Raw genomic sequence first — 24,424 nt, 5'->3', positions numbered from 1 at the left:
GCAACAAACACACTAAACAAAGCGCGCTAGCACCCTGATCGTGTTGTCGCTCAGTTGCAAGACTTCATGCACATTCAATTCTCGTGCTTGATTCAGATGCTGCAGCTCTGGCAATGCAAACATTCCAACACCAGAACCCAGTAATTTTGGCGCCAGATACAACAGTATTTCGTCAACGCAATTAGCTGCAATCAAGGCGCCACTGAGTTTTGCACCCGCTTCCACATGCAGTTCATTAATTTGCAGCTCCCCCATAACCGACATCAGTGCAAGCAGATCAACTTGTGTTTCCGAACTATTTTCACCTGGCAAATGCAATAAGTTTGCGCCCGCTTGTCGCAAAGCTTCTTCAGCATCCGGATTGCGCTTCACGTGGACAACGCTTGCAGAAGCACCCTGAAACAATTTGGCAGAAACGGGTGTTCTCAATTGAGAATCAAGCACAAATTTGCGTGGCTGACGCAAAATTTCTTGCTCAGGTAAACGCACATTCATTTGCGGATCATCGGCCAATACCGTGCCAATGCCCGTCAAAATTGCGTCAGACTTGGCACGCCAGCGGTGGCCATCTGCCCTCGCCTCACTGCCAGTAATCCATTGGCTCTGCCCATTCGGCAAGGCGGTATAACCATCCAAACTGGCCGCCATCTTCAGGCGCACCCAGGGCTTGCCAACTTCCATGCGTTTAAAGAAACCCAGATTCATTTCGCGCGCTTCTTTTGCCAGCAAACCGTGTGAAACTGCGATCCCCGCTTCTTTCAGAATAGAAAATCCACGACCTGCCACTTGTGGATTTGCATCTTCGACTGCAGCAACTACACGTGCCAATCCAGCTTCGATCAAGGCATTGGCACATGGTGGAGTCCGCCCATAATGACTGCAAGGCTCAAGGGTCACATAAGCCGTCGCACCACGCACGTCATGACCTAAGCTGGCGGCATCGCGCAAAGCCATCACTTCAGCGTGCGCTTGCCCGACAGCTTGTGTCCAGCCCTGCCCCAAAACAAGCTCATCTTTGACAATCACACACCCCACTTTGGGATTAGGCGAAGTCAATATCGTGGCGCGGGAAGCTAGTTCCAACGCCAGACGCATGTAGTGGAGATCTTTACTTTGTGTCACAGACATCGGCGAATATATAGAAGAATATAAAGGTGAATAAGGCTAGGTATTCTGCACAGTGATGGTAGGAAATTTACTACTCATGTCTTTCGCTTTATCGGCGACTTTAATCGCCACTTTGCGCGCAATCTGTTTATAAATTTGAGCGATTTGCCCATCAGGATCGGCGACGACAGTCGGCTTACCCGAATCGGCCTGCTCACGAATTGCCATCGTCAATGGCAGTCCACCCAAGAAATCAACCCCATATTCCGCACACATTTTTTCTCCACCACCCGCGCCAAAAATGGCTTCCGCATGGCCACAATTCGAGCAAATATGGGTACTCATGTTTTCGACTATACCCAAGATAGGAATGCCGACTTTTTCAAACATTTTCAAACCCTTGCGCGCGTCAAGCAAGGCGATATCTTGGGGTGTAGTAACGATAACAGCCCCAGTCACTGGCACTTTTTGCGACAAAGTTAACTGGATATCACCAGTGCCAGGCGGCATATCGACAATCAGATAATCAAGATCGCGCCAATTGGTTTGCTCCAGCAATTGCTGCAAAGCCTGAGTCACCATAGGGCCGCGCCATACCATCGGCGAATCGGGATCGATCATAAATCCTATCGAAGACACTTGTACGCCATAGTTTTGCAAAGGCTCCATGGTCTTTCCGTCCAAAGTTTCTGGGCGCGCCGAAATGCCCATCATCATAGGCTGAGACGGTCCGTAGATATCCGCATCTAACAAACCGACTGAGGCACCTTCAGCCGCTAAGGCCAAAGCCAAATTCACCGCAGTAGTCGATTTTCCTACACCACCTTTGCCGGAAGCGACGGCGATGATGTTTTTTACATTCGGCATAATTTTGATGCCACGCTGTACTGCGTGCGCCACGATTTTGCTTGTGACGTTTACCTGATACTCCGTCGATTCCAAGCCCGACTGCCCTTGCAGAGCATTCTTTACCAAGTCGGCGATCAGGCCCAATTGGCTTTTCGCAGGATAAGCCAGTTCGATATCCATACTGGCGACCGCACCATTGACCTGAATATTCTTAACTGATTTAGTAGAAATAAAATCTTTTTGTGTATTGGGATCAATGACTGTTGCTAAGACAGACCGAATTTTCTCAATAATTTTTTCAATTTGTTCGCTATTCGTTTGATGTGCTGCTGACATGTGACTCTCCATTCAATTTTCATCAGTCTAACGTAATTTCTGACGCTAGCTGAAGATAGCCCTGCTGACTACTGGTTTTTTACTACCCTCTAAGATCAAATCTTATTCACCAAATAATGAAATGAATGCCCCTGATTTCCTTAAATTGAGAGGGAGGTGCCGAGCTGATTTCCAAGCTTTAGACCGAGTTCGCTGTTAAAATATGCGTTTTACCTATTAACCGCCCCTCTTCATTAAAGTAATCATTCATTATGACCCGCCAGTTGTTCGTCACCACCGCCCTTCCTTACGCTAACGCGCCTTTCCACCTCGGTCACATCATGGAGTACATCCAGGCCGATATCTGGGTACGTCATCAGCGAATGTCTGGCAATGATGTGCATTTTGTAGGGGCTGACGATGCGCATGGTGCGCCGATTATGATTGCCGCAGAAAAAGCAGGCATAACACCGCAAGAATTTGTGGGACAGATCGCGGCTGGTCGTAAGCAATACCTGGACGGTTTTCATATTGAATTCGATAACTGGCACTCTACTGATGGGCCAGAAAATCACGAATTATCACAAGATATCTATCGCAAGTTAAAAGCAGCAGGTTTTATTACCAGCAAGACCATCGAACAATTTTACGATCCGGTCAAAAACATGTTTTTACCTGATCGCTATATCAAAGGTGAATGTCCTAAGTGTGGCGCTAAAGATCAATATGGTGACTCTTGCGAGGTATGCTCTGCCGTGTACGCACCGACTGAGTTGAAAAATCCCTACTCGGTATTGACCGGCGCGATACCCGTCATGAAATCCTCAGAACACTTTTTCTTCAAGCTGTCTGATGAAAAATGCGTTGATTTCTTGCGTGGCTGGGCTTTGCAAGATAATCGTTTGCAATCCGAGGTCGCAAATAAATGCAAAGAATGGTTAGAAGGTGAAGGCGGCTTGGGCGATTGGGATATCAGCCGCGATGCGCCCTATTTCGGCATCGAAATTCCTGATCAACCGGGTAAGTATTTCTACGTTTGGCTCGATGCGCCTGTCGGCTATCTGGCTTCTCTGAAAAATTATTTCAATAAAACGGGCAAAGATTTTGATGCCTTTATGGCCGATCCAAAAACCGAGCAAATTCATTTCATCGGCAAAGACATTACCTACTTCCATACGCTATTCTGGCCAGCGATGCTAAAGTTTTCTGGCTACAAAACGCCAGACAATGTTTATGCACATGGCTTCGTCACCGTTTCTGGCGAAAAAATGTCGAAGTCGCGCGGAACGGGTATTTCCCCACTGCGCTATTTGGAAATTGGCATGAACCCAGAATGGCTGCGTTACTACTTCGCCGCAAAGCTCAACGCCAAAGTCGAAGACTTGGATATGAATCCCGATGATTTCGTGGCGCGTGTGAATTCTGATTTGATCGGTAAATACATCAATATCGCGAGTCGCGCGGCAGGATTTATTACTAAGCGTTTTGATGGTGTGGTAAGCACCGCGTGGGCGACCGAGGATGATGCTTTCATCCAAAACCTACGTAAAGTCTCAGGCGACGTTCAGGCCTTGTATGAAGCGCGCGAATTCGGAAAAGCCTTACGTGCCATCATGGAACAAGCCGATATTATTAATGCCTATGTCGACGCGAATAAACCGTGGGAACTGGCAAAGCAAGCTGAGAATGACGCCAAGTTACAAGAAGTTTGTAGCCGTTTGTTAGAAGCTTTCCGGATTTTGACGATATTCTTAAAACCCGTTTTACCGCAATTAGCAAGTCAAGTTGAAGCGCAATTGAATGTCGCGCCTTTAAATTGGGCCAGCGTCGCAACACCGATTCCTGATCAACACAAGATCAATCCTTATGTACATCTGATGCAGCGTGTTGATCCTAAGATATTTGATCAATTGTTTGATGCGCCAGTAGCAGCTACAGTCACAGCAGGTGCGGAAGATTCAATCGCAGCAACTAAGGCAATCGAACCGCTGGCCGATGAAATCAAAATCGATGATTTCGCCAAGATTGATTTGCGTATCGCCAAGATCGTAAATTGTGAGCACGTTGAAGGTTCAGACAAACTGCTGCGTTTAACTTTAGACGTCGGCGAAGGCAAAACACGTAACGTGTTTTCAGGCATCAAATCAGCTTATCAACCGGAACAATTAATCGGCAAATTCACCGTCATGGTCGCTAATTTGGCACCACGTAAAATGAAATTTGGCTTGTCTGAAGGCATGGTCTTAGCGGCATCAGCGGCCGATGAAAAAACGAATCCGGGTCTCTACATTTTGGAAGCGTGGCCTGGTGCGGAGCCCGGTATGCGCGTACGTTAATCTAGCGAAATAAACACCACAAACATGGACGTCGTTATTCGTGAAGCCAATATAGAAGATGCGCCATTGTTGGCGCATCTGACACGTAACTGCTGGGCGGGCAAAGTCGCAGCGACTTCTTCAGGACACCAAGAATCGAGCGAAAAAGTAGAACACGAGCTGCTACAAGGCGGTGGCTTTGTATTATTGGTCAACGACGAACCTGCAGGCTCGGTAAGATGGTTACCCATCGATGACGATGGCGCAACCTGGGAAATGCGGCGCATGGGTATCTTGCCAGCATTTCGCGGCGAGGCGCTATCACAACATTTACTCGAAGCAGTGATTCATCACGCACAAACCTCGGGCGTAGAAGAGTTGCGTTTGGGTGTGCGCACCGATCAACCACGACTGGTAGATCTGTATGCTGCCTATGAATTTGAATTGGCACCAGAGTTGGAATACGTTCACGCCAATCCTAATGAGCAGCCACCGCATGTGATGCGCCGTTTTCTACGCTGACGCCCTCACATCTGCTTGACTTAATTTTTGTGCAACCAAAGAACAATCCATTGACGTCTTAATCAATTTAAGAGACACACAAAATGCCTTTTACTATTCCACAGCGCCTGATTCAATTACGCAGCGCGATGACGACACATGGCTATACCGCTTATTTAATTCCATCTGCCGATCCACATTTATCAGAATACCTACCTGCGAGATGGCAAGGACGTGAAATATTTTCTGGTTTTACTGGTTCTGTCGCGACTTTAATCGTCACTCAAGATTTCGCCGGTCTCTGGGTTGATAGCCGTTATTGGTCTCAGGCTGAAATTGAACTCGCTGGTAGTGGTATTACGATGATGAAAATTCAGTCGGCAGCAGCCTCCGCACACATAGAATGGCTGGCCCAACAACTACCTGAGCAAGCAGTGCTCGGTGTTGATGGAAACATCCTAAGCCTGGCCAGTGCACGCGCACTTCAAGCTAGCCTATCGACCAAGCACATCACGCTCAAAACTGACTTTGATTTACTCGATGTCGTCTGGACTGACAGACCAGATTTACCAAACGCAGCAGTCTATGAACATGCATTGCCATTTGCCAGCGTCAGCCGCGGTCAAAAACTGACGGCGATCCGCGAACAAATGCGACTCAAAGGCGCAAATTGGCATTTTGTGTCTACGGTTGATGATATCGCCTGGATCTTTAATCTGCGTGGCGCCGATGTCAACTATAACCCTGTTTTCGTTTCGCATGCCTTAATCGGCATAGACAAGGCGATCATATTTTTACCTCTTGCTAAAGTGTCGCAGGAGCTCGCTGCTCGTTTGGCGCAAGACGGCGTTTCTCTCCAGCCTTATGAAAATGCGAAACAGGCCTTGCAGACCTTAGAGACTTCTGACACTCTTTTAATCGATCCACGCCGTATTACTTTTGGTTTTCAACAAGCGATTGCATCTTCCATCAAAGTCATCGAGGCACTAAATCCTTCGGTCTATGCCAAATCGCGTAAAACGCCAGAAGAAGCGCAATATGTGCGTGAAGCGATGGAACAAGATGGCGCGGCTTTATGTGAATTTTTCGCTTGGTATGAGCAAGTACAGAACAAAGAAGCGATCACGGAATTGACGATAGATGAAAATATTTGTGCTGCGCGCGCACGTCAGCCTCATTATGTCTCACCGAGTTTCGGCACGATCGCAGGGTTCAATGGGAATGGCGCAATGCCACACTATCGCGCCAATCTTGAATCTCATGCGGACATTCTAGGCAATGGCCTGCTATTGATCGACTCCGGCGGCCAATACTTAAACGGCACCACCGATATCACACGCGTCGTGCCTGTCGGCACCGCGTCTCCAGAACAAAAACGCGACTTCACCTTAGTCCTAAAAGGCATGGTTGCCTTATCCAGAATGAAGTTCCCATACGGTACTTACTCCACCGTATTAGATGCGATTGCCCGCGCACCGATCTGGGCCGAAGGTATTAACTACGGTCACGGTACCGGCCATGGTGTTGGTTACTTTCTGAATGTACATGAAGGCCCACAATCTATTTCGGGGGCGATCCCGAATAGCGATATGGTGATGGAAATCGGCATGATTACCTCGAACGAACCCGGCATTTATCGTCCGGGTAAATGGGGCGTTCGTATCGAAAACTTATTGTTGTGCGTGCCAGCGGAAAGTACGGAATTTGGCGATTATTTGAAATTTGAAACCTTAACGCTATGCCCGATTGATACACGCTGTGTCGACCTGAGTATCATGCGAGACGATGAGTTGGCTTGGCTTAATGATTACCACCAAATGGTTTTACAACGCTTAGCACCTCGTGTTCAAGGCGATGCATTGAACTGGTTAAAGCAACACACTTTGCCACTGCAAAAATAGACGAATGAGAATAACATCTGAACACGCATCTGGGTAATATCGTACCCCGATGCGTATTCACAAAACTCCGCAAATAAAATCAAACTGCCATCGGCAAACTAATTTCAAACTTGGCACCGCCCAATTCAGATTCACCAATGTTGATACCGCCACCGTGCATTACGACGATTTGTCGGACGATAGATAAACCTAAACCAAAACCGCCCGTGGCACGATCACGGCTACGATCCAAACGGTAAAAAGCTTCAAAGATTTTTTCCCGCTCTGATTCGGGAATTCCCGCCCCGTCATCTTCCACACTAATTAACCAGTACTCACCCTGCATTTTCATACGCAAGACAATTTTTTGGTCCGCGTACTTGTATGCGTTTTTTAAAAGATTTTGTATCGCACGAGACAGCAAACGTTGATCTGCAAAATGCAGCTTATCTTGATTTTGAATATCCACCTGTAAATCAAGTCCCTCGGGCTTAGGCGGTAAATGCTGCAAGCAGTTTTGAACAAGCTCATCAACTCGTACCACACCTTTTTGCAACTGCCCTTGAGCATCGAGTTTTGCCATATTTAGTAACTCAGAAACGAGACTGTTTAACTCACTCAAATCACCTTGCATAGCGATGATTCTTTGGTTCTGCTTACAATCCGCATCCGACAAGACCAAGCTGTCTTGCAGAATCTCCATAGCAAACTCCAGGCGGGCAATGGGAGTACGCAACTCATGCGAAACCGAATGCAATAATTGCTGTTGGGAGCTAAGCAAGGTCTCGATCCGATTCGCCATCTGGTTAATTTGCTGTGCCAAGGGATAGATACTGGCGCCCGCCGGTGTTCTAGCACGTGCGGTCAATTGGCCGGCACCAAAGTCTTCCGTCACTTTTGCCAGAGCTTGAATATCGCGCCAATGCGCACGCGACCAAAAACCTATAGGAATTAACAAAACAAAAGCAACGATGATGTAACGAACGACTTCCAATTTAATATTGAACCAGTAGTCGATCGGTAATTCCTGTACCAGCAAGACATCATCTTCACTACCAATATAACGCTCACCGTTTAAATCCACCCGCCGATAAAGTGCACTATTCGCCGCATCCATAACGATCTTGCCAGCTGAGAGCTGCTGACTCTGACGCTGAGTAAGTTTGCTTAAGGCTTGGTTTAAAGGAATCAGTTCGAACTTTACTTGTGATACTTCTCGCACTTTGTTCAGACGCGAGAGCCATTCGTCGCTGGCCGCTTTGTCTATGTATTGCTCAATCAAAAAAATCTGTGGTGCCGCCTGACGTAAAGCGCTCTGCTCAATAGGATCACCAAAAGTCCAGGTCACGACTGCATAGACCAATGCAGTCGCGACCGCAATAGAAAGTAGTACAGGGCCGAGAAATCGCAGAAAAAGGTGATTCATATCGAAATCACCGACCAGTCCAAGCAAATTGCACTGGTGATCTAGATTGAAGTAAATACGGATAAGCAGGCTGCATTAAATTCTCCTCGCTGCCTATTTTATAAGATAGTTGGAGTCCGAAACAAAAATGAATCACTAAAAAAATAATTTCTAATAAACATTCGCACAATAATTTCAAGTTCTATACAAATTGACGACAAATTCGCGTCACTTTCAGGAGGAATCAAAGCAAGTAATTCACTAAGATTCAGCATCTGCTCATGTACTCACGGGCATCTTTCAAACATGTACCTAATTTAAAAGAACGACCAGCAATGCGTCAAACGAAAGAAAGATAAAATGAGACCAAATTTAACGAATAGCCTTACCGCCGCCCTATTAATTAGCACCGTCATACTCAGTGCCTGCGGAGGTGGCGACAACAAACTAGAAAAAGAAATCGTTAAAAAACCAATACAGATCGTAACAAGCGACTTTATCAACTTAGCGAAAGATGCTAGTTGTGCCAATATCAAGAACCGCCTGTTTGTGATCGATCAAAAACAAGTCTTGTGGGACAAAGCTGGCAGCTGTGCCGACGCAGCCTATAGCCAAACCTTGTATGGTGCGACACCGCAAACTCTTTTATGCAGCAACGCCGACAGTATCGCCGGGCCGCGTTTAACTTGCAGCGACACAAACAACGAAAGTTTATTCAAAACCATGTTGGGCAATCTTGATAAAGCCGATCTCGGTTTAGGTAGTCAGCATCAAGTACAACAAATAATGGTTCCCGGCGGTGCCAGCGGCGCAATTCCACTGAGTGCATTAATGGCACCGTTCTACCGTGGCGTTGCTCCCACAAATATTGTGATTAAAGACCTGCCAGCTTGGAACAAATTTTGGGAACTGTCAGGTGTTAAAACACCTACGATGTTTTCAGGCAACGATTTTCAATCACGCATGGTATTGGGCACTTTTTTTAAGACCTCAAATAATTGCAGCATTACCCAAATTCTCAAAGTTAGCTCTAACGGTCAAAAATTGACCGCAGATTATTTTGAAGAAGAAAGAATCGCCATTACCAGTTGCGATCCCGAAAGCAAAACCGCTAGTACGCCAATGAATATGATTGAACTGGCTAAAATCGACTTACCAGTCGAATTTAACAATATTAGTGCAGCGCGGATAAACTATAAAGTAGTAGACCAAGGCCTTAATTCTGGCGTAACCAGCAACCGTAATGTCGTCGTCAAGGACCAAGCAAGCTGGATGGGATTATGGCAGGAACACAATAAGAGCAACGCCAATATTCCAAACGTGGACTTTAGTAAAAATATGATCGTTGGTTTATTCATGGGACAGCGCTCATCGGGTTGCTATGCGATCGAAGCTGCCACCCTATGGCGCGCAGCGGGCAAAATTCAGCTTACGCGTCGTGATCGCAATCCAGGTCCGACCACGATATGCACTGCGAATATTACGGCGCCTTACTTATTAATAGAAATTCCACGTAGCGACGAAACACTCGAATTTCAAAGTATTTCCGTTTATCTGTAGTTTTTTTATCTCTGCGAACTCTTAACTATTCCTCGATTGTAAAATGGCGAACTGCGCAACGCATGACAAGCAAGCGACATTTAAGCAATCGAGAGAATCAATAATGAAGAAACTGTTTACCTTTATCCTAGTGAGCCTAGCGTTGAGCAATGTGGGGCAGGCGCAGACACCGACTCAAAATCTGATGCCAGATGGCAGCCATGATATGTATCTGGGTCTGGGTGCCGTATTCCGCCCAAGCTATGAAGGTGCAACGAAATATAAACGAGCTATCGTGCCGGTCATGCAGGTGCAATGGAGCAATGGGGCTTTTATTTCAGGCATGAGTGCGGGTTGGCATTTATCTCAACAGCCGCAACACGATTTTGGCCCACTTGTTATGTTAGAACCAAGTCGCACTCCTTCCGGCTTATCCAATGGCATAAATCCACCAGGAATTCTACAAGGCAATTTTACTGGGCCAGAGTACGACTTAGCGAAAACAAGTAATAAATTAATCGGATTAGATAATATCCAAGCGCGACTTTTGGTGGGCGCTTTTTACCACTACCCCCTGACTGAGAACCTGCGGCAGACCAACGTCATCGTGTTTGGCGCAGGCAATGATAAAAACGGTTTGCGGCTAAGTAGTGACCTGCGTTACAGTTTTTCAGATCTACCAGCACACCACCGCGTAACACTAGGTATTGGCCTAAACGTCATAAATCAAACGTACGCACAGAGTTATTTTGGCGTCAGTGATGCTGAATCACGACGCACTCTAATTCGTCGTTTTCAAGCTAAAGCGGGAGTCAAAGATGTACATCTTGATGCAAATTGGAATTGGAATTTAAGTTCTTCTTGGTTACTTACTTCAAAAATACAACTGGGGCAGTTAGTCGGCAGTGCCAGTGACAGCCCACTAGTTGAGCGACGCACCAATTTCACAGTATCAAGCGCATTAGCTTACCGGTTTTGATTTTCGCTCCCACATAAACCTATAGAAATTTACTGAAACACCCGAATCGTGAATCGTCTGTTCTCATCACTTGCTGCTTCTGCTCATGCCCTACTTAGTGCATTTCCCTATGCACTAACCGGCTTAGTAACTAGCTTGCTCGCATATCTTCTGCTTAGCCCGTTCGCAGCAGTTGCTCAAACTAATGAGCAGCCCCAACGTGCGCGGGACGTAGAGTGGACCAGTTACCGTGATGCGTATAAGTCGATGTTATGGTTTGAAAAATTTGGCAAAGCGAAGAACTTGATTCAATTTCAGTTGCAAGTTGTTCCCAGAGACAAAAATAGTTCTTTGGAAAATTATGGCCTGCATATTTTAGGAAAGACGATACATCTGAATTTACCACTAGATCCGCTAGGGCGCACTGCGCTACCCTTATTAAAAGCGGCATACGATGAAAATGCAGAATTGGTATTGAATCAAAAATCTGGACAAGCAAGTTTTTACTTCCGTACTAGCCTCAGCTTGCGCGCCGATGGCATTTACGAGCTCAATGAATTGCGTGCGGCCTGTGAACAGGCCCTTGCATATCAGACCTATATAGACCCTGCGTCTACAAAAACGAAGAAATGTATTGGTATTCGCTTGGGATTTGCAAAGAAAGACTACGCCGCACAGGTTGAGTTAAAAATCGCCAACAGCAACTCGCAGATTCTTAGCTTGAGCGACAATAGTTCATTGTGGGCAGACGGCATCAATAATGTCAAAGCGCTCAACTTCCTATTTGCCCAGCATCCAGAAAAAGGCCAACTTTTCACCCGAACCAGTCCGCTAGGCATGATCGCCTTAATTGAATAGTCCTAGATGACAGCACACCCAAGACTTGTGGTACCTTAGGCCTCCCAAGCGGACGGCGAAAACAAATACCCCTCACCCCACACCGTTTTGATTTTCTCGGAATTTTGATCATCAAAACGTCGACGCAAACGCGAGATCAGATTATCGATACTACGGTCTAAACCGTCGAATTCAATACCACGCATTTTTTTCAAGATATCATCACGCGATAACACCTTGCCCGGTGCCTCAACCAGGACCATCAACAACTTAAATTCCGTATTCGATAAGTCAACAACCTGCTGCTTCCACAATACGACCCGATCACTACGAGAGATATGTAAAGCACCAAACTGCAAGGCATCTTGGTCCACATCACTGCTTGCCGCATTTCGATCGGGAATGCGTCGTACTAGGGCGCGTAGGCGAGCTAACAGGATACGTGGTTGTACTGGCTTGCTCACAAAATCATCAGCCCCCTGTTCTAAGGCTGATACTTCGTCGTAGGAATCTTCACGCGCAGTTAAAATTAAAATAGGGACTTTGCTGACTTCGCGAATTTGCCGCGACACGACCATCCCGTCCATCCCCGGCAGCATTAAATCTAACACCACCATGTCAGGCGAAGTCGCCTTGAAATGCGCCAATGCCAGATCACCGCGTATCACCAGATCGACAGAAAATTCATAGGCTTGCAAATATTCTGTCACCAACGCTGCTAAGCGCTCATCATCTTCTACCAACATTACTCGATACATAGCCATTCTCCTTGCCCATGATTGTATAAGGGCTAGTTACTGACTTCAATCAATTCTGTAAGTAAAAACTGGCAAATCAGCGCAGAATGCAATTTTGCTGAAGTTTAGGTGTAAATTAAGAAGAAAAGTAAAAACTTTATAGACATTTGAAGGACACATTCGTGACAGCTATCAGGTATCCCCAAGTAAGCACGTCACATCCATACGATTTGTGTTTTTACCCGTCTACTTATCTGAGGGTAAAAAAAATTCTGTTAGGTAGTAGTACTAGCAATCACCGATTTAGGAAACTGTACGCAGAATTTACTCCCCACTCCTAAGCTCGATTCGATTAACAACTGTGCGTCATGACGTAGCAACACGTGTTTGACAATAGCGAGCCCGAGCCCGGTCCCTTGCGTCTCACGTGAACGACTTTTATCGACTCGATAGAAACGTTCAGTCAACCGCGAAATATGCTCTTGATTGATTCCTATCCCATTGTCCTGCACGATTAATTTTGGTCCCAGTGTTACATTCTTCCAGATCATTTTTATCTCGCCGTGCTCTGGTGTATACCGCACAGCATTGGTGACCAAATTGCTGATAGCGCTACGAATCTCATCGCTGCTACCCGAGATATCAGGGCCATCAAACTCCAAAGTAATATGATGTTTTCCCGAAGATAAAGCTTGCGCCTCTTGCAAAATATGGCGCAACATAAGCCCCATGTCGATGCGCTCTGAACGCACCTGAAACTCTGTCGATTCCAAACGACTCAGAGTCAACATATCTTCGACCAAACGCTGCATACGTTCGCCCTGCTCGACCATTAATTTAACATGCGAAGAACGAATCGATACTTCTAAATCAGGTTGCATAGAGGCGATCTCTAAAAAACCATTAATCACAGTTAAAGGTGTTCGCAATTCGTGAGACGCATTCGCAATAAAATCACGGCGCATCATATCGATACGTTCCGATTCTGTAATATCATGCGTGACCAAAATTTGGCGTCTGTTTTCAAACGGAATCACATGGACGATCAGTTTTCTTTCGCGTACTGATAGCACCAATGGCGTGTCATAACGCCCCAAAATAATGTAGTCGATAAACTCAGGTGCACGTACCAGATTTGTCACGCGCATCCCCTTATCGCGTTTCAGATCCAAACCCAGATCACGCTCTGCAATCGGATTACACCATTCCAAGAACATCACATCATCCATAATCACCACACCATCCGGCAACAATGTCATGGCCTGACGAAAGCGTGCCAGCCATTCTGCTAATTCAGTTTGGTTTTTTTCATCACCACGACGTAATTTATACAGCCGAGAAAAAATTTCAGTCCAAGCACCCCAGCCATCGGGTAGACGCGCACTATTCGGATTATCTAACCAATCAGACAAATTCAGCAAATACTGCAATTGCACCACGATCAGCGTCACCATTCCAAGCAAAGCCATTACCAGCCCTGTCGTGAGGCCAAAGAAATAGCCGCAAGTCGTTGCAGCGCCAAGCACAATTGCGATGCGTAGTGCGGCAGAAATCCAAAAAACCAAATGTGGGTGCATTGTCAACTTGAGTTTGAGTAAATAGGGAAGGGTCAGATATTGAAGAGGCTAGCAATGAAGATACTATAGACGATAAATTAAGAAGTCGAAGTGAATATAGAAAATTTTCTATTTCCCTTCGAGTTCTTTTCTACTTTCTTTTAATCACGCAAATACTACTTTTCCGAGAGCATGTAGCCAACGCTGCGTATGGTTTTGATCAAACCTTCTGCTTCTTTTAAGACTTTACGCAAACGCAAAACATGGACATCGACTGTGCGCTCCTCAATCACGACATGATCGCCCCACACTTTATCTAGCAATTGGCTACGTGAAAAGACGCGCTCAGGATGTGCCATAAAGAATTTCAACAACTTATATTCTGCATGACCAATATCAATTTTCTTATCATCGATACGCACTGTGCAACTGACTGGATCGAGGTGAACTTTGCCGATTGCTAAACTGGTTTGCGCATGCTCGGGACTCTTACGGCGCAGCATCGCCTTGATACGCGCAGTCAGTTCACGCGGTGAAAATGGTTTCGTGATGTAATCATCTGCACCGTGATCCAAGCCAGAGATTTTGTCTTCCTCCATACTTTTGGCGGTCAACATGATCACTGGCATTTCATTAAAATTTCGGTCAGAGCGAATTCTCGACAAAAGTCGCAGACCACTCTGATCGGGCAACATCCAATCCAATAAAATCAGTTGCGGGGTGCGGTTCTGCAAAAATTCCCAAGCTTGCGCTGTATTACCAACTGCCACGGTATTCCAGCCCGCAGCACGCAAAGTAAAACTGACTAATTCACTAATGGCAGGCTCATCTTCGACTATCAATATCGTTGTTTTATCAGCTGACATTATTTTTTTATTTCTCTACGATTATTCATGATTGATATTTTTCAGTTCCTTCGCCACATAGTCAGAGTGACGGATGTCGCGTCCCTCAACGATATAGATCGTATATTCCGCAATATTCTTTGCATGGTCACCGATACGTTCTATCGCTTTTGCTACCCATAAGGCATCTAAAGCGGTCGAAATCGTGCTTGGATCTTCCATCATGAAGGTAATGAGATTGCGCATAATAGAGCGAAAATCATTGTCGATAGCCTCGTCAAAGGCAATCAACTGTACTGCTTTCGCATCGTCCAGACGAGCAAATGCATCTAAAGATTGATGCAACATCTGCTCTACATTACTCGCTAACGCACGCACTGTTCCGTAGCCACTAAACATAGGATTACTACGATTCTTACTTAACATGTTTTGGGCGATGCGTGCAATCTTAGTTGACTCGTCACCTATGCGTTCAAGATCCGTGATGACCTTACCAGTCGCCATTACAGTACGCAAATCGTTAGCTGTCGGTTGACGTTTGACGATCAAATGACTACACATATCGTCCAGCATCACTTCCATGCGATTTACTTCCTCATCGGATTTCACAACCGTAGCTGCATGGGCTTCATTGCCGGTACGATAGCATGTCATGGCATCTTGAAAATGGGTCTCAACCAGACCGCCCATCGTTAACACCTGAGAACGGATTGCTTCTAAGTCATGGTTATACTGCGATGATGAATGTTCGCCTGTCATTACTTACTCCTGAATTCGTATAGATAATCTATGTCAACTTTGCGTCGACAGACCAAGGTTTAAGATCCAATACAATTAACCAAATCGACCGGTAATATAGTCTTGAGTCTCTTTGCGCACTGGGTTCATAAAGATATTATCGGTCTCACCAAACTCCACCAATTCACCCAGATACATATATGCAGTAAAGTCAGAACAACGAGCCGCCTGTTGCATATTGTGAGTAACAATAGCGATGGTGTAATCTTCTTTCAACTCATTGATCAATTCTTCAATTTTGACTGTCGAAATCGGATCAAGCGCCGAAGTTGGTTCATCCAATAACAAGACTTCTGGCTTCACTGAAACACCGCGAGCGATACATAAGCGTTGTTGCTGTCCACCCGACAAACTTAAACCACTACTACTGAGCTTATCTTTCACTTCGTTCCAAAGTGCCGCCTTCTTCAACGACCATTCCACACGTTCATCCATCTCACCTTTGGAAAGATTTTCATACAAGCGAACACCGAACGCAATATTGTCATAAACGGACATAGGGAAAGGTGTTGGTTTTTGAAACACCATACCAACCTTGGCACGCAACATATTAATGTCTTGGCCTGGCGCCAAAATATTCTGACCGTTGTAAATGATTTCGCCTTCCGCTTTTTGACCAGGATACAAATCATACATACGGTTAAAGGTACGCAACAAAGTCGATTTACCACATCCAGAAGGTCCAATAAATGCAGTAACTTTTTTATCGTAGACCTTCAAATTCACATTCTGTAAGCTACGGTTAGATCCATAGAAAAAATTGAGATCTTTCGTTTCGATACAGGCTTTTGCTTCTACAGCGGCTGGTTTAGTCGTAGGAATCATGTTCATCTGCTCTAAAATTATTTATGGATTTTCTGTGCGAATACGGTGCGTGACAAAATGTTTAATGTCAACACACTAAAGGTGACCAACAAGGCACCAGTCCATGCCAGGCCACGCCAATTGTCGTAAGGGCTCATGGCAAACTGGTAAATCACTACCGGTAAATTCGCCATTGGCTTATTCATGTCGGTATTGATAAATTGGTTGTTCAAGGCGGTGAAAAGTAGCGGTGCTGTTTCACCAGAAATACGCGCGACTGCTAATAGAATACCCGTCAAAATACCTGCCTTCACAGCTTTGACACGGATAAACAGTGCTACCTTCCAGCGTGGGGCACCGAGTGCAAAAGCGGCTTCTCTCAAACTGGTTGGAACCAAGGCCAACATATTATCCGTCGTACGCACTACCACCGGAATAGCAATCAGCGAAATCGCCATCGTGCCAGCCCAACCTGAGAAATGCTTGATCTGTGCAACATAAACCGCATAGACAAACAAACCGATGACCACCGATGGCGCAGACAACATGATGTCAGTGACAAAGCGAGTCACATCACTGAACCAATTTTTTTCGCCATATTCAGCCAAATAAATTCCAGCCAAAATACCGATGGGCGTGCTGATTAAAGTCGCAAACCCGACCATCATCAAACTACCTAACAAAGGATTGGCCAAACCGCCCCCCTCTTCCCCTGGTGCAGGCGTCGCCTCTACGATGGCGGCAAAACTCAAAGACCCAAAACCTTTGATAACCAATGTGAGTAAGATCCACATCAAGAAAAACACGCCCAGTGCCATCGCGGCAGTGGAGAAGAAAATACCGATTTTATGTTTGCGCAGACGCGACTTGTAGACCGAATTGACGGCAGCCTGTGTCATTTCACACCTTCTTTTCTTTTCATGCCAAGCAACAACAATTTGGCGGATGCCAATACCGTAAAGGTAATGACAAATAAGATCAAACCTAATAGGAACAATGAGGCAATATGCAGCTCAGTTTCAGCTTCAGCGAATTCATTCGCGAGTGTAGACGCGATACTATTACCACCGGAAAACAAGGACCAATGAAGCTTATGTGCATTACCGATCACAAACGTGATCGCCATAGTCTCTCCCAAAGCGCGCCCCAACCCCAACATCACACCGCCGACCACACCAGCTTTGGTATAAGGCAAAACGATTTTGCGGACGACTTCCCAACGAGTGCAACCTAAACCATAAGCTGATTCTTTTAAAACAGGTGGCACGATCTCGAACACATCGCGCATCACTGATGCGATGAACGGAATAATCATAATGCCGAGAATAATTCCAGCAGTTAATACACCGATACCGATCATGGAACCGGAAAACAAAACACCAATTACTGGCAGTTTACCTAACGTGTTTGCGAGGAAAGGTTGCCCGTAGCTACTGAAGATAGGCGCGAATACGAACAAACCCCACATACCATAAATAATACTAGGAACACCTGCCAACAATTCAACAGCGGTTCCCAACGGACGCTTAAGCCAATTTGGGCAGATTTCTGTCAAGAACAAGGCAATACCAAAGCTAATTGGAAACGCGATTAGCAAAGCAATGCCTGAAGTAACTAAGGTACCGACGATGGCTATCATGCCGCCGTATTTGTCGTTGATTGGGTCCCACTCTATCGTGGTAATAAAGGCGAAGCCGAATTCCTTCATGGCTGGCATTGCGCCGTAAAATAGAGAAATAACGATACCGACTAACACCAGCAACACCATCAGTGCAAAGCTGAAGGTTAGTTTATGAAATAAGAAGTCTTGTAGCTTCTGTTTGCGCATAGATGAACTATGCTGCGTCGTTTGAATGGTTGGCGTATGTGTCATCACTTGACTGACTTCCTTGTGTTCATCCCCGGTCAAAGGTAATGAAGAGTTCATCGCTGGAGTAGACATTTTTTTTGTTCGTTTTATGGTCGAACATCTCAACATAAATGTTGAGATGTTCTTTTGGCTTTAACAATCACTTTGAGAGTGCTTTATGTATCGCTTTACATACTCACTAATGCGCCAATAAAGCTCTCAAAATCTAATTAGTACAGCGCTTTACCTGAAGCATCTTTTAAGTTTGCTTTCCAGCTTGCGTGAATCAACTTGGTCACGTCTGCTGGCAAAGGTACATATTCCAACTCTGTTGCCATCGCAGCACCATTTGCAAACGCCCATTCAAAGAACTTCACCACCTCTTGTGTATTCGCTGGATTAGCGGGCACTTTATGCAACAAGATAAAAGTAGCGCCGCTGATAGGCCATGCATCTTTACCAGTTTGATTCGTCAATACCACACCCATGCCTGGTGTTTTTGCCCATTCTGCACCTGAAGCTGCAGCTTTGAAATTGAGGTCATCTGGTTGAACAAAGTTACCATCACGATTCTTGATTTGTGTATGGATCATTTTGTTACGCTTTACGTATGCGTATTCAACGTAACCAATTGAACCTTTGATACGCTGCACGTTGGCTGCAATACCTTCATTACCTTTACCGCCCAAGCCAACTGGCCATTTAACTGCAGTGCCAGAGCTCACCGTCGATTTGAATTCAGCACTAACTTTAGACAAATAGTCAGTCCAGATAAATGTCGTACCTGAACCATCTGAACGATGCACGACAGTGATGTCTTCAGCTGGCAATTTCACGCCTGGATTAAGTGCTGTAATTTCTGCAGCATTCCATTTAGTAATAGTGCCCATGTAAATCTTCGCCAGTACTTCGCCCGTCATTTTTAACTGACCAGGTGTTACGCCATCCAAGTTAACCACTGGAACGACACCACCGATTACTGCTGGAAATTGCATCAAGCCATCCGCTTCCAACTCTTCGCCCTTTAAAGGAGCGTCAGTCGCGCCAAAATCCACTGTCTTAGCTTTTATTTGTTTGATACCACCACCTGAACCGATGGATTGATAGTTAATGGTGTTTCCCGTTGCCTTTTTATAAGCATCCGCCCACTTGGCATAGATAGGATAAGGAAAAGTCGCGCCAGCGCCTGTCACTTCAGCAGCATGCACAGATGAAAAGGCCATTGCAGCACCTGCTGCAATAACTAAAGATTTAACAATACGATTAAATTGCATATTTACCTCGTTTTAATTGGGAAACAATCCATTATGTCGCCGCCAGCAGGCTAATCTTTTCGACCGAACCGATCGCTGACCTAAAACAACATGGTGCGAACTGTACAAGGCAAATATGACAGGAATGTGACGAGATTTACGGACCCATGAAATATTTCAAATTACATGTTTTTCCTGTCATAAACTTGTCATAATAGCTTACTACAATCCTTGAAACACCTGTCATGAAGGGCTTATGTACCTTTGCCATTTAAAGAAATACTGCAGATTTACCACAGAGATACGAAACCAATGATGAATCATGATGTCACAAATGATAAAATAGTCAACACTATCGCCAACGCAAGTGATGCTGCAACAACAGCTCAAGCGTCGACGACTATGAACACTAAGCCAAGCAATGACAGTGAATCAGCGTTAATGGCGGCTTGGGGTTTGCCGCGTTCAGCGATTTACTTAGACAGAGAGATGTCACAAATCGCATTTAATTGGCGTGTTTTGGCACAGGCTGAGGATAAAAGTATCCCTTTATTAGAGCGTTTAAAGTATTTGTGTATTGTCGGCAGCAATCTTGATGAATTCTTTGAAGTCCGCGTTGCAAGCCTTTTAGCGCAAAACACGATAGATGGTCAATTGGCCCAACATCCTGCATTTTCCAGCATGATGGATCGCATCGACAAAGAGTGTCATGAACTAGAATTGCGCCAGTATCAGGTGTTAAATCAAGATATCTTGCCTGCCTTGTCACGTAAAGGCATACATCTATTAAGACATAGCGATAGAACAGAAGATCAAAGAGCTTGGGTCAAATCCTATTTTGACCGCGAAGTAAGGCCATTGTTAACCCCTATCGGTCTAGATCCCGCCCATCCATTTCCTCAAGTTGTAAACAAGAGTCTTAATTTCATTGTCTCATTAGCAGGCAAAGACGCTTTTGGTCGAGGTACCGCGATTGCGATCGTAAAAGCACCGCGCGTATTACCTCGTGTGATAAAGATTCCCGACGAGTTGACAGAAAAAGGACAAGCGTATTGTCTACTGTCTTCAGTTATTCACGCGCATATTGGTGATTTGTTTAACGATAGAGAAGTTTTGGCTTACTCACAGTTTAGGGTCACACGTGACAGCGACTTATGGGTCGATGAAGACGAGGTCAAGAACTTACGCCAAGCCTTGCAAGGTGAATTACAAGGTCGCCAGTTTGGTATGGCGGTACGTCTAGAAGTCGCAAAAAATTGCCCTGAGTCTTTGTCGCAATTTTTGTTAGAGCAATTCTCACTGACCAAAGATCGACTATATGCGGTCGATGGTCCTGTGAATATGGTGCGCTTATCCGAACTGATTGATCATGTTAATCAAGTCAATCTGCGCTTCCCTGTATTTACTGCAAAAGCAGATAGCAAACTGGCGCAAAAGAATATTTTTGACGTCTTAAATAAGCAAGACGTCTTGCTGCATCATCCTTTTCAGCCCTTCCAAACGGTCATCGACTTTATCCGCACAGCCTCTTTAGATCCTAACGTGCTGGCAATTAAACAAACGATTTATCGTACCGGAATGAATTCCGACTTAATGGAGTCCTTGATCACCGCAGCGCGAATGGGTAAAGAAGTGACTGTAGTGGTTGAACTGATGGCACGCTTTGATGAAGAAGCAAATATCAACTGGGCTGATCGCCTGCAAAGAGCTGGCGCTCAAGTAGTTTATGGTGTCGTTGGCCTGAAGACCCATGCCAAGCTGGCACTTGTGATACGGCGCGAAGAAGGCGGTCGTTTACGACACTACGCCCACTTAGGTACGGGTAATTATCATCCATCAACCACCCGCTTTTATACCGATTTTGGTTTGCTCACTGCCCACCCCAAAAAAGCCGCGGAAGTAAACGAAGTCTTCATTCACCTGACTGGTTTAACCAAACCTAAAAAATTAGACCATTTGTGGCTAGCACCGTTTTCACTCCAGCCCAAGATCATCAAAGCTATTCGTAATGAAGCACGCATCGCACGTGAAGGTCGCCCAGGTCGCATCATCGCCAAGATGAATGCCTTAGTCGACGAATCAGTGATACGTGCTTTGTATGCGGCTTCTGCGGATGGCGTAAAAATTGACTTGATCGTGCGTGGTGCTTGTACTTTGCGCCCTGGTGTGCCTGGTCTGTCTGAGAATATTAAAGTCCGCTCTATCATTGGTCGTTTCTTAGAGCATTCTCGCATCTACTATTTCCGCAATGATTTAGAACATGATGTATATCTCGCCAGCGCAGACTGGATGAGTCGTAATCTATTCCGCCGCATTGAAGTAGCCTTCCCTGTTTTAGAGAAGCATTTGAAGAAGCGCGTTATTAGCGAAGGACTCGATCCCTATCTCAAAGACAATATGAACGCTTGGACCTTAGATTCCGATGGTAATTACGAACGCAAAAAAGCACGCGGTAAACAAAAACCATTTAGTGCGCAACAATTCCTCATGCAAACTTTAGGGTCGCCGGAAGCTGACAACTAGATAGACAACCGAATTTACAACTAATATGGATCTAATTTTATGGCGTCATGCGGAAGCTGAACCCGGCAGCGAAGAACTGGCCGATGCGCTGCGTCGCTTGACGCCCAAAGGCCAGAAACAAGCGCAAAAAATGGCATCTTGGCTAGATAGCGTTTTACCTGACAATTGCAGAATTTTAGTCAGCCCAGCGATACGCACGCGCGAGACCATGGCGGCCTTAGCCAAACTAAATAGAAAATTTAGAATTGCGCCAGAAATCGACACTTCTGCCAGTGCTGACGATCTTCTCAATGCCGCCAACTGGCCATATTCACGTGAATCAGTGCTATTAATTGGGCACCAGCCCAGCTTGGGCGAAGTCGCCGCCAAGCTCATCACTCCTTTACAAAGTGAGTGCGCAGTACGAAAAGGAAATGTCTGGTGGATCACGCAGAAAGAGCGCGACGGTGAAGGCTTGCACACGTATTTAAAAGCAATCATGTCACCTGATTTGGTGACTAAACCTTAATTGACTTCCTTATGTATTTAAGCGTTTATTTCAGTTGTGACTCAAGCTGATAACGCAAGGGATGTAGTCAATTCATGACGATCATGCTGCTGCACGACATCATGCCAGGTAATCAGGCGCAACTCACCATCGGCTTCCTCAACCAAGGCCGATAAGCTCTCTACCCAATCGCCATCGTTGCAATAAGTAATCCCATCAATCTGACGAATTTCTGGTTTATGAATATGGCCACAAATCACACCATCCAAGCCGCGCTTACGCGCCTCATCCGCTAATGCATCTTCAAACTTAGTGATATAACTAACGGCGTTCTTTACCTTTGATTTGAGGTATTGCGATAGCGACCAATACGGCAAACCGGCGCGGGCACGCCAGTGATTAAATATTTGATTAAATTTCAGGATGACGGTGTACATGCTATCACCCAAGTAGGCCAGCCACTTGGCGCAAGCGATTACACCGTCAAACCGATCACCGTGTAATACCAGCATGCGTTTACCATCGGCGGTGGTATGGATCAGTTCATCACGGACTTTTATGCCACCAAAATCAAGTTCGATAAATTGACGCGCTGCTTCATCGTGATTGCCCGGAACGAAGATCACATTGGTACCCTTCTTCGCTTTTTTTAACACGGTTTGAATCACATTGTTGTGTGTCTGATCCCAATACCAGCGACGCTTGAGTTGCCAACCATCGATAATATCGCCGACCAAATATAGGGTCTCAGAATCAGTAGCTTTCAAGAATTCCAACAAGCGTTTTGCCTGGCAACCTGAAGTACCAAGATGCAGATCAGAAATCCAGATAGTTCGAAAACGTCGTACATCTTTTTTAGGTGCTTTAAGACGCGCTGGCGATTTATTTTCTAGAAATTGATCTGCTGGTTTCATTAAGGCGCTCCCTCGGTACCATAATGTTTGGCGTAGCGATTATCCAAATTCGCGAGTGGCAACATAACGAACAGATCTGCGCTATGAAAATCAGGATCCCAGGCCGGCTCACCACAAATCCAGGCACCGGCGCGTAAATACCCCCGCAGCAAAGGCGGAATACGCGCCTCATGTCCTTCATCCATATTCTCTAATGGGAAAGGTAAATGTGGTGTCACTCGGTAATCCAGCGGCGCAAAATCACTATCCGTAAAATTGCGATAAATCGCCGCTGCATTATGCCCACCATCAGCCAAGCTAATACTGGCGCAACCAATCAAATACTCGCAACGCTCACGACGCATATAAGCGGCTAATCCCGCCCACAACAACATAATCACAGCGCCACTACGATAATCCGGGTGAATACAAGCGCGACCCGCTTCAGCGATGCTGCCACGGATATTCTGCAAGCGAGATAGATCAAATTCACCTTCAGAATAATAGCGCCCCATATGGCGCGCAGCATTCGGCCCAAGAATTCGATAGGTCCCAACCACTTTCAAGGTTTTCGTATCACGCACAATCAAATGATCGCAATGGTCGTCGAATTCATCTTTGTCCAAACAATCGGGATTGGCTAAGGCGGATAAACCCATGGCTTCGATAAACACTTTGTAGCGTAAGCGCTGCACTTCCTTCACTTCTTTCTTGCTACTCGCAAGGCTTAAACTTAGTTTAGAAAAACTGGGATTGGCATCGCTAGGTAGGGTCAACACTCTCATGCGGGTTCTCCTTTATTCAATTTATGTGCATTTAGCGAGCAGAATAAAGAGGGAATACTTCAAGATTGTGACAGTTGCGTGTCTGTTTTATGACATCGTTGGAATTTGTCACATAGCCGTAAATTATTGAGAATCAAGATAAATCATAGGCAAAGCTAAAGCCCATCTATTTAGTTTGTGACGTAGCC

At 45.6% G+C, this 24,424-nt stretch carries 21 protein-coding genes; 8 read left to right on the top strand and 13 right to left on the bottom strand.

Features of this window, described 5'->3' with window-relative positions; all coding sequences use genetic code 11:
* Nucleotides 1–12 precede the first annotated feature (12 nt).
* Nucleotides 13–1,128, bottom strand: a complete 1,116-nt coding sequence (gene ribD, locus ACO0KZ_RS07460; protein ID WP_422994310.1) for a bifunctional diaminohydroxyphosphoribosylaminopyrimidine deaminase/5-amino-6-(5-phosphoribosylamino)uracil reductase RibD — start codon at nt 1,126–1,128, stop codon at nt 13–15.
* A gap of 36 nt (nt 1,129–1,164) precedes the next feature.
* Complete coding sequence (gene apbC / locus ACO0KZ_RS07455) at nt 1,165–2,292, bottom strand: iron-sulfur cluster carrier protein ApbC (RefSeq protein WP_422994308.1); 1,128 nt, start codon at nt 2,290–2,292, stop codon at nt 1,165–1,167.
* Between the two features lie 251 nt (nt 2,293–2,543).
* Between apbC and metG the strand changes: the two genes are divergently transcribed.
* The 3 genes from metG to ACO0KZ_RS07440 all read left to right on the top strand — a co-directional run bounded on the left by metG (nt 2,544) and on the right by ACO0KZ_RS07440 (nt 6,988).
* A complete protein-coding gene (metG, locus tag ACO0KZ_RS07450) occupies nt 2,544–4,607 on the top strand; it encodes a methionine--tRNA ligase (protein WP_422994306.1) in 2,064 nt (687 codons plus the stop codon).
* Between the two features lie 24 nt (nt 4,608–4,631).
* The gene (locus ACO0KZ_RS07445; protein WP_422994304.1) at nt 4,632–5,108 is read left to right on the top strand and encodes a GNAT family N-acetyltransferase; all 477 of its coding nucleotides are present in this window, start codon (nt 4,632–4,634) and stop codon (nt 5,106–5,108) included.
* An 83-nt stretch (nt 5,109–5,191) separates the two neighbouring features.
* Complete coding sequence (locus ACO0KZ_RS07440; RefSeq protein ID WP_422994302.1) at nt 5,192–6,988, top strand: M24 family metallopeptidase; 1,797 nt, start codon at nt 5,192–5,194, stop codon at nt 6,986–6,988.
* Nucleotides 6,989–7,067: 79 nt separating this feature from the next.
* Here the strand turns inward: ACO0KZ_RS07440 and ACO0KZ_RS07435 are convergent, their stop codons facing one another.
* Nucleotides 7,068–8,393 carry an ATP-binding protein gene (locus ACO0KZ_RS07435; protein ID WP_422994300.1) on the bottom strand — a complete coding sequence of 442 codons (1,326 nt, stop codon included), beginning with the start codon at nt 8,391–8,393 and terminating at the stop codon, nt 7,068–7,070.
* A 339-nt stretch (nt 8,394–8,732) separates the two neighbouring features.
* Between ACO0KZ_RS07435 and ACO0KZ_RS07430 the strand changes: the two genes are divergently transcribed.
* From ACO0KZ_RS07430 to ACO0KZ_RS07420, 3 genes are all read left to right on the top strand, one after another.
* Nucleotides 8,733–9,932, top strand: a complete 1,200-nt coding sequence (locus tag ACO0KZ_RS07430) for a hypothetical protein (RefSeq protein ID WP_422994298.1) — start codon at nt 8,733–8,735, stop codon at nt 9,930–9,932.
* Nucleotides 9,933–10,035: 103 nt separating this feature from the next.
* The gene (locus tag ACO0KZ_RS07425; protein WP_422994296.1) at nt 10,036–10,890 is read left to right on the top strand and encodes a MipA/OmpV family protein; all 855 of its coding nucleotides are present in this window, start codon (nt 10,036–10,038) and stop codon (nt 10,888–10,890) included.
* 48 nt (nt 10,891–10,938) lie between these two features.
* The gene (locus tag ACO0KZ_RS07420; protein WP_422994294.1) at nt 10,939–11,727 is read left to right on the top strand and encodes a hypothetical protein; all 789 of its coding nucleotides are present in this window, start codon (nt 10,939–10,941) and stop codon (nt 11,725–11,727) included.
* 35 nt (nt 11,728–11,762) lie between these two features.
* Here the strand turns inward: ACO0KZ_RS07420 and ACO0KZ_RS07415 are convergent, their stop codons facing one another.
* The 8 genes from ACO0KZ_RS07415 to pstS all read right to left on the bottom strand — a co-directional run bounded on the left by ACO0KZ_RS07415 (nt 11,763) and on the right by pstS (nt 19,569).
* Nucleotides 11,763–12,464, bottom strand: a complete 702-nt coding sequence (locus ACO0KZ_RS07415; protein WP_422994292.1) for a response regulator — start codon at nt 12,462–12,464, stop codon at nt 11,763–11,765.
* A gap of 254 nt (nt 12,465–12,718) precedes the next feature.
* Complete coding sequence (gene phoR, locus ACO0KZ_RS07410; protein ID WP_422994290.1) at nt 12,719–14,020, bottom strand: phosphate regulon sensor histidine kinase PhoR; 1,302 nt, start codon at nt 14,018–14,020, stop codon at nt 12,719–12,721.
* A 155-nt stretch (nt 14,021–14,175) separates the two neighbouring features.
* A complete protein-coding gene (gene phoB, locus ACO0KZ_RS07405) occupies nt 14,176–14,865 on the bottom strand; it encodes a phosphate regulon transcriptional regulator PhoB (RefSeq protein ID WP_422994288.1) in 690 nt (229 codons plus the stop codon).
* A 21-nt stretch (nt 14,866–14,886) separates the two neighbouring features.
* Nucleotides 14,887–15,603 carry a phosphate signaling complex protein PhoU gene (phoU, locus tag ACO0KZ_RS07400; RefSeq protein ID WP_422994286.1) on the bottom strand — a complete coding sequence of 239 codons (717 nt, stop codon included), beginning with the start codon at nt 15,601–15,603 and terminating at the stop codon, nt 14,887–14,889.
* A 75-nt stretch (nt 15,604–15,678) separates the two neighbouring features.
* Nucleotides 15,679–16,473 (bottom strand): phosphate ABC transporter ATP-binding protein PstB, encoded by a 795-nt coding sequence (gene pstB, locus ACO0KZ_RS07395; RefSeq protein ID WP_422994284.1) that lies wholly within the window; start codon nt 16,471–16,473, stop codon nt 15,679–15,681.
* 11 nt (nt 16,474–16,484) lie between these two features.
* Entirely contained in the window at nt 16,485–17,345 is an 861-nt protein-coding gene (pstA, locus tag ACO0KZ_RS07390; protein WP_422994282.1) for a phosphate ABC transporter permease PstA, read from the bottom strand.
* Nucleotides 17,342–18,319 (bottom strand): phosphate ABC transporter permease subunit PstC, encoded by a 978-nt coding sequence (gene pstC, locus ACO0KZ_RS07385; protein WP_422994860.1) that lies wholly within the window; start codon nt 18,317–18,319, stop codon nt 17,342–17,344. The genes pstA and pstC overlap by 4 nt, the downstream gene beginning before the upstream one ends.
* A gap of 206 nt (nt 18,320–18,525) precedes the next feature.
* Nucleotides 18,526–19,569, bottom strand: coding sequence for a phosphate ABC transporter substrate-binding protein PstS (pstS, locus tag ACO0KZ_RS07380; protein ID WP_422994280.1), 1,044 nt, complete (start codon nt 19,567–19,569; stop codon nt 18,526–18,528).
* Nucleotides 19,570–19,989: 420 nt separating this feature from the next.
* On the opposite strand from pstS, the gene ppk1 reads away from it, so the two are divergent.
* Both ppk1 and ACO0KZ_RS07370 read left to right on the top strand, forming a co-directional pair.
* Nucleotides 19,990–22,071 (top strand): polyphosphate kinase 1, encoded by a 2,082-nt coding sequence (gene ppk1 / locus ACO0KZ_RS07375; RefSeq protein WP_422994859.1) that lies wholly within the window; start codon nt 19,990–19,992, stop codon nt 22,069–22,071.
* Nucleotides 22,072–22,096: 25 nt separating this feature from the next.
* Nucleotides 22,097–22,579 (top strand): SixA phosphatase family protein, encoded by a 483-nt coding sequence (locus tag ACO0KZ_RS07370; protein ID WP_422994278.1) that lies wholly within the window; start codon nt 22,097–22,099, stop codon nt 22,577–22,579.
* A 41-nt stretch (nt 22,580–22,620) separates the two neighbouring features.
* On the opposite strand, the gene ACO0KZ_RS07365 is transcribed toward ACO0KZ_RS07370, so the two are convergent.
* Together ACO0KZ_RS07365 and ACO0KZ_RS07360 are read right to left on the bottom strand one after the other, a co-directional pair.
* Nucleotides 22,621–23,472 (bottom strand): UDP-2,3-diacylglucosamine diphosphatase, encoded by an 852-nt coding sequence (locus ACO0KZ_RS07365; RefSeq protein ID WP_422994276.1) that lies wholly within the window; start codon nt 23,470–23,472, stop codon nt 22,621–22,623.
* On the bottom strand, nt 23,472–24,236 hold the full coding sequence (locus ACO0KZ_RS07360; protein ID WP_422994274.1) for a GNAT family N-acetyltransferase: 765 nt from the start codon (nt 24,234–24,236) through the stop codon (nt 23,472–23,474). Before ACO0KZ_RS07360 ends, ACO0KZ_RS07365 begins: the two co-directional genes overlap by 1 nt.
* Nucleotides 24,237–24,424 lie beyond the last annotated feature (188 nt).

It is taken from the genome of Undibacterium sp. Di24W (genome assembly GCF_049340325.1).
In the GTDB taxonomy this organism is placed as follows: domain Bacteria; phylum Pseudomonadota; class Gammaproteobacteria; order Burkholderiales; family Burkholderiaceae_D; genus Undibacterium.
The sequence above is the reverse complement of the archived record's forward strand: the minus strand, read 5'-3'. Positions and strand labels throughout refer to the sequence as shown.

Bases quoted from the DNA above. Each gene is read 5' to 3' on its own strand.
- ribD (WP_422994310.1), bottom strand. From the start codon at position 1,128: ATGTCTGTGACACAAAGTAAAGATCTCCACTACATGCGTCTGGCGTTG.
- pstS (WP_422994280.1), bottom strand. From the start codon at position 19,569: ATGCAATTTAATCGTATTGTTAAATCTTTAGTTATTGCAGCAGGTGCT.
- metG (WP_422994306.1), top strand. From the start codon at position 2,544: ATGACCCGCCAGTTGTTCGTCACCACCGCCCTTCCTTACGCTAACGCG.
- ACO0KZ_RS07445 (WP_422994304.1), top strand. From the start codon at position 4,632: ATGGACGTCGTTATTCGTGAAGCCAATATAGAAGATGCGCCATTGTTG.
- pstC (WP_422994860.1), bottom strand. From the start codon at position 18,319: ATGACACATACGCCAACCATTCAAACGACGCAGCATAGTTCATCTATG.
- ACO0KZ_RS07370 (WP_422994278.1), top strand. From the start codon at position 22,097: ATGGATCTAATTTTATGGCGTCATGCGGAAGCTGAACCCGGCAGCGAA.
- phoB (WP_422994288.1), bottom strand. From the start codon at position 14,865: ATGTCAGCTGATAAAACAACGATATTGATAGTCGAAGATGAGCCTGCC.
- ACO0KZ_RS07435 (WP_422994300.1), bottom strand. From the start codon at position 8,393: ATGAATCACCTTTTTCTGCGATTTCTCGGCCCTGTACTACTTTCTATT.
- ppk1 (WP_422994859.1), top strand. From the start codon at position 19,990: ATGGCGGCTTGGGGTTTGCCGCGTTCAGCGATTTACTTAGACAGAGAG.
- phoR (WP_422994290.1), bottom strand. From the start codon at position 14,020: ATGCACCCACATTTGGTTTTTTGGATTTCTGCCGCACTACGCATCGCA.
- pstB (WP_422994284.1), bottom strand. From the start codon at position 16,473: ATGAACATGATTCCTACGACTAAACCAGCCGCTGTAGAAGCAAAAGCC.
- ACO0KZ_RS07360 (WP_422994274.1), bottom strand. From the start codon at position 24,236: ATGAGAGTGTTGACCCTACCTAGCGATGCCAATCCCAGTTTTTCTAAA.
- ACO0KZ_RS07365 (WP_422994276.1), bottom strand. From the start codon at position 23,472: ATGAAACCAGCAGATCAATTTCTAGAAAATAAATCGCCAGCGCGTCTT.
- ACO0KZ_RS07430 (WP_422994298.1), top strand. From the start codon at position 8,733: ATGAGACCAAATTTAACGAATAGCCTTACCGCCGCCCTATTAATTAGC.
- apbC (WP_422994308.1), bottom strand. From the start codon at position 2,292: ATGTCAGCAGCACATCAAACGAATAGCGAACAAATTGAAAAAATTATT.
- ACO0KZ_RS07440 (WP_422994302.1), top strand. From the start codon at position 5,192: ATGCCTTTTACTATTCCACAGCGCCTGATTCAATTACGCAGCGCGATG.
- phoU (WP_422994286.1), bottom strand. From the start codon at position 15,603: ATGACAGGCGAACATTCATCATCGCAGTATAACCATGACTTAGAAGCA.
- pstA (WP_422994282.1), bottom strand. From the start codon at position 17,345: ATGACACAGGCTGCCGTCAATTCGGTCTACAAGTCGCGTCTGCGCAAA.
- ACO0KZ_RS07415 (WP_422994292.1), bottom strand. From the start codon at position 12,464: ATGTATCGAGTAATGTTGGTAGAAGATGATGAGCGCTTAGCAGCGTTG.
- ACO0KZ_RS07425 (WP_422994296.1), top strand. From the start codon at position 10,036: ATGAAGAAACTGTTTACCTTTATCCTAGTGAGCCTAGCGTTGAGCAAT.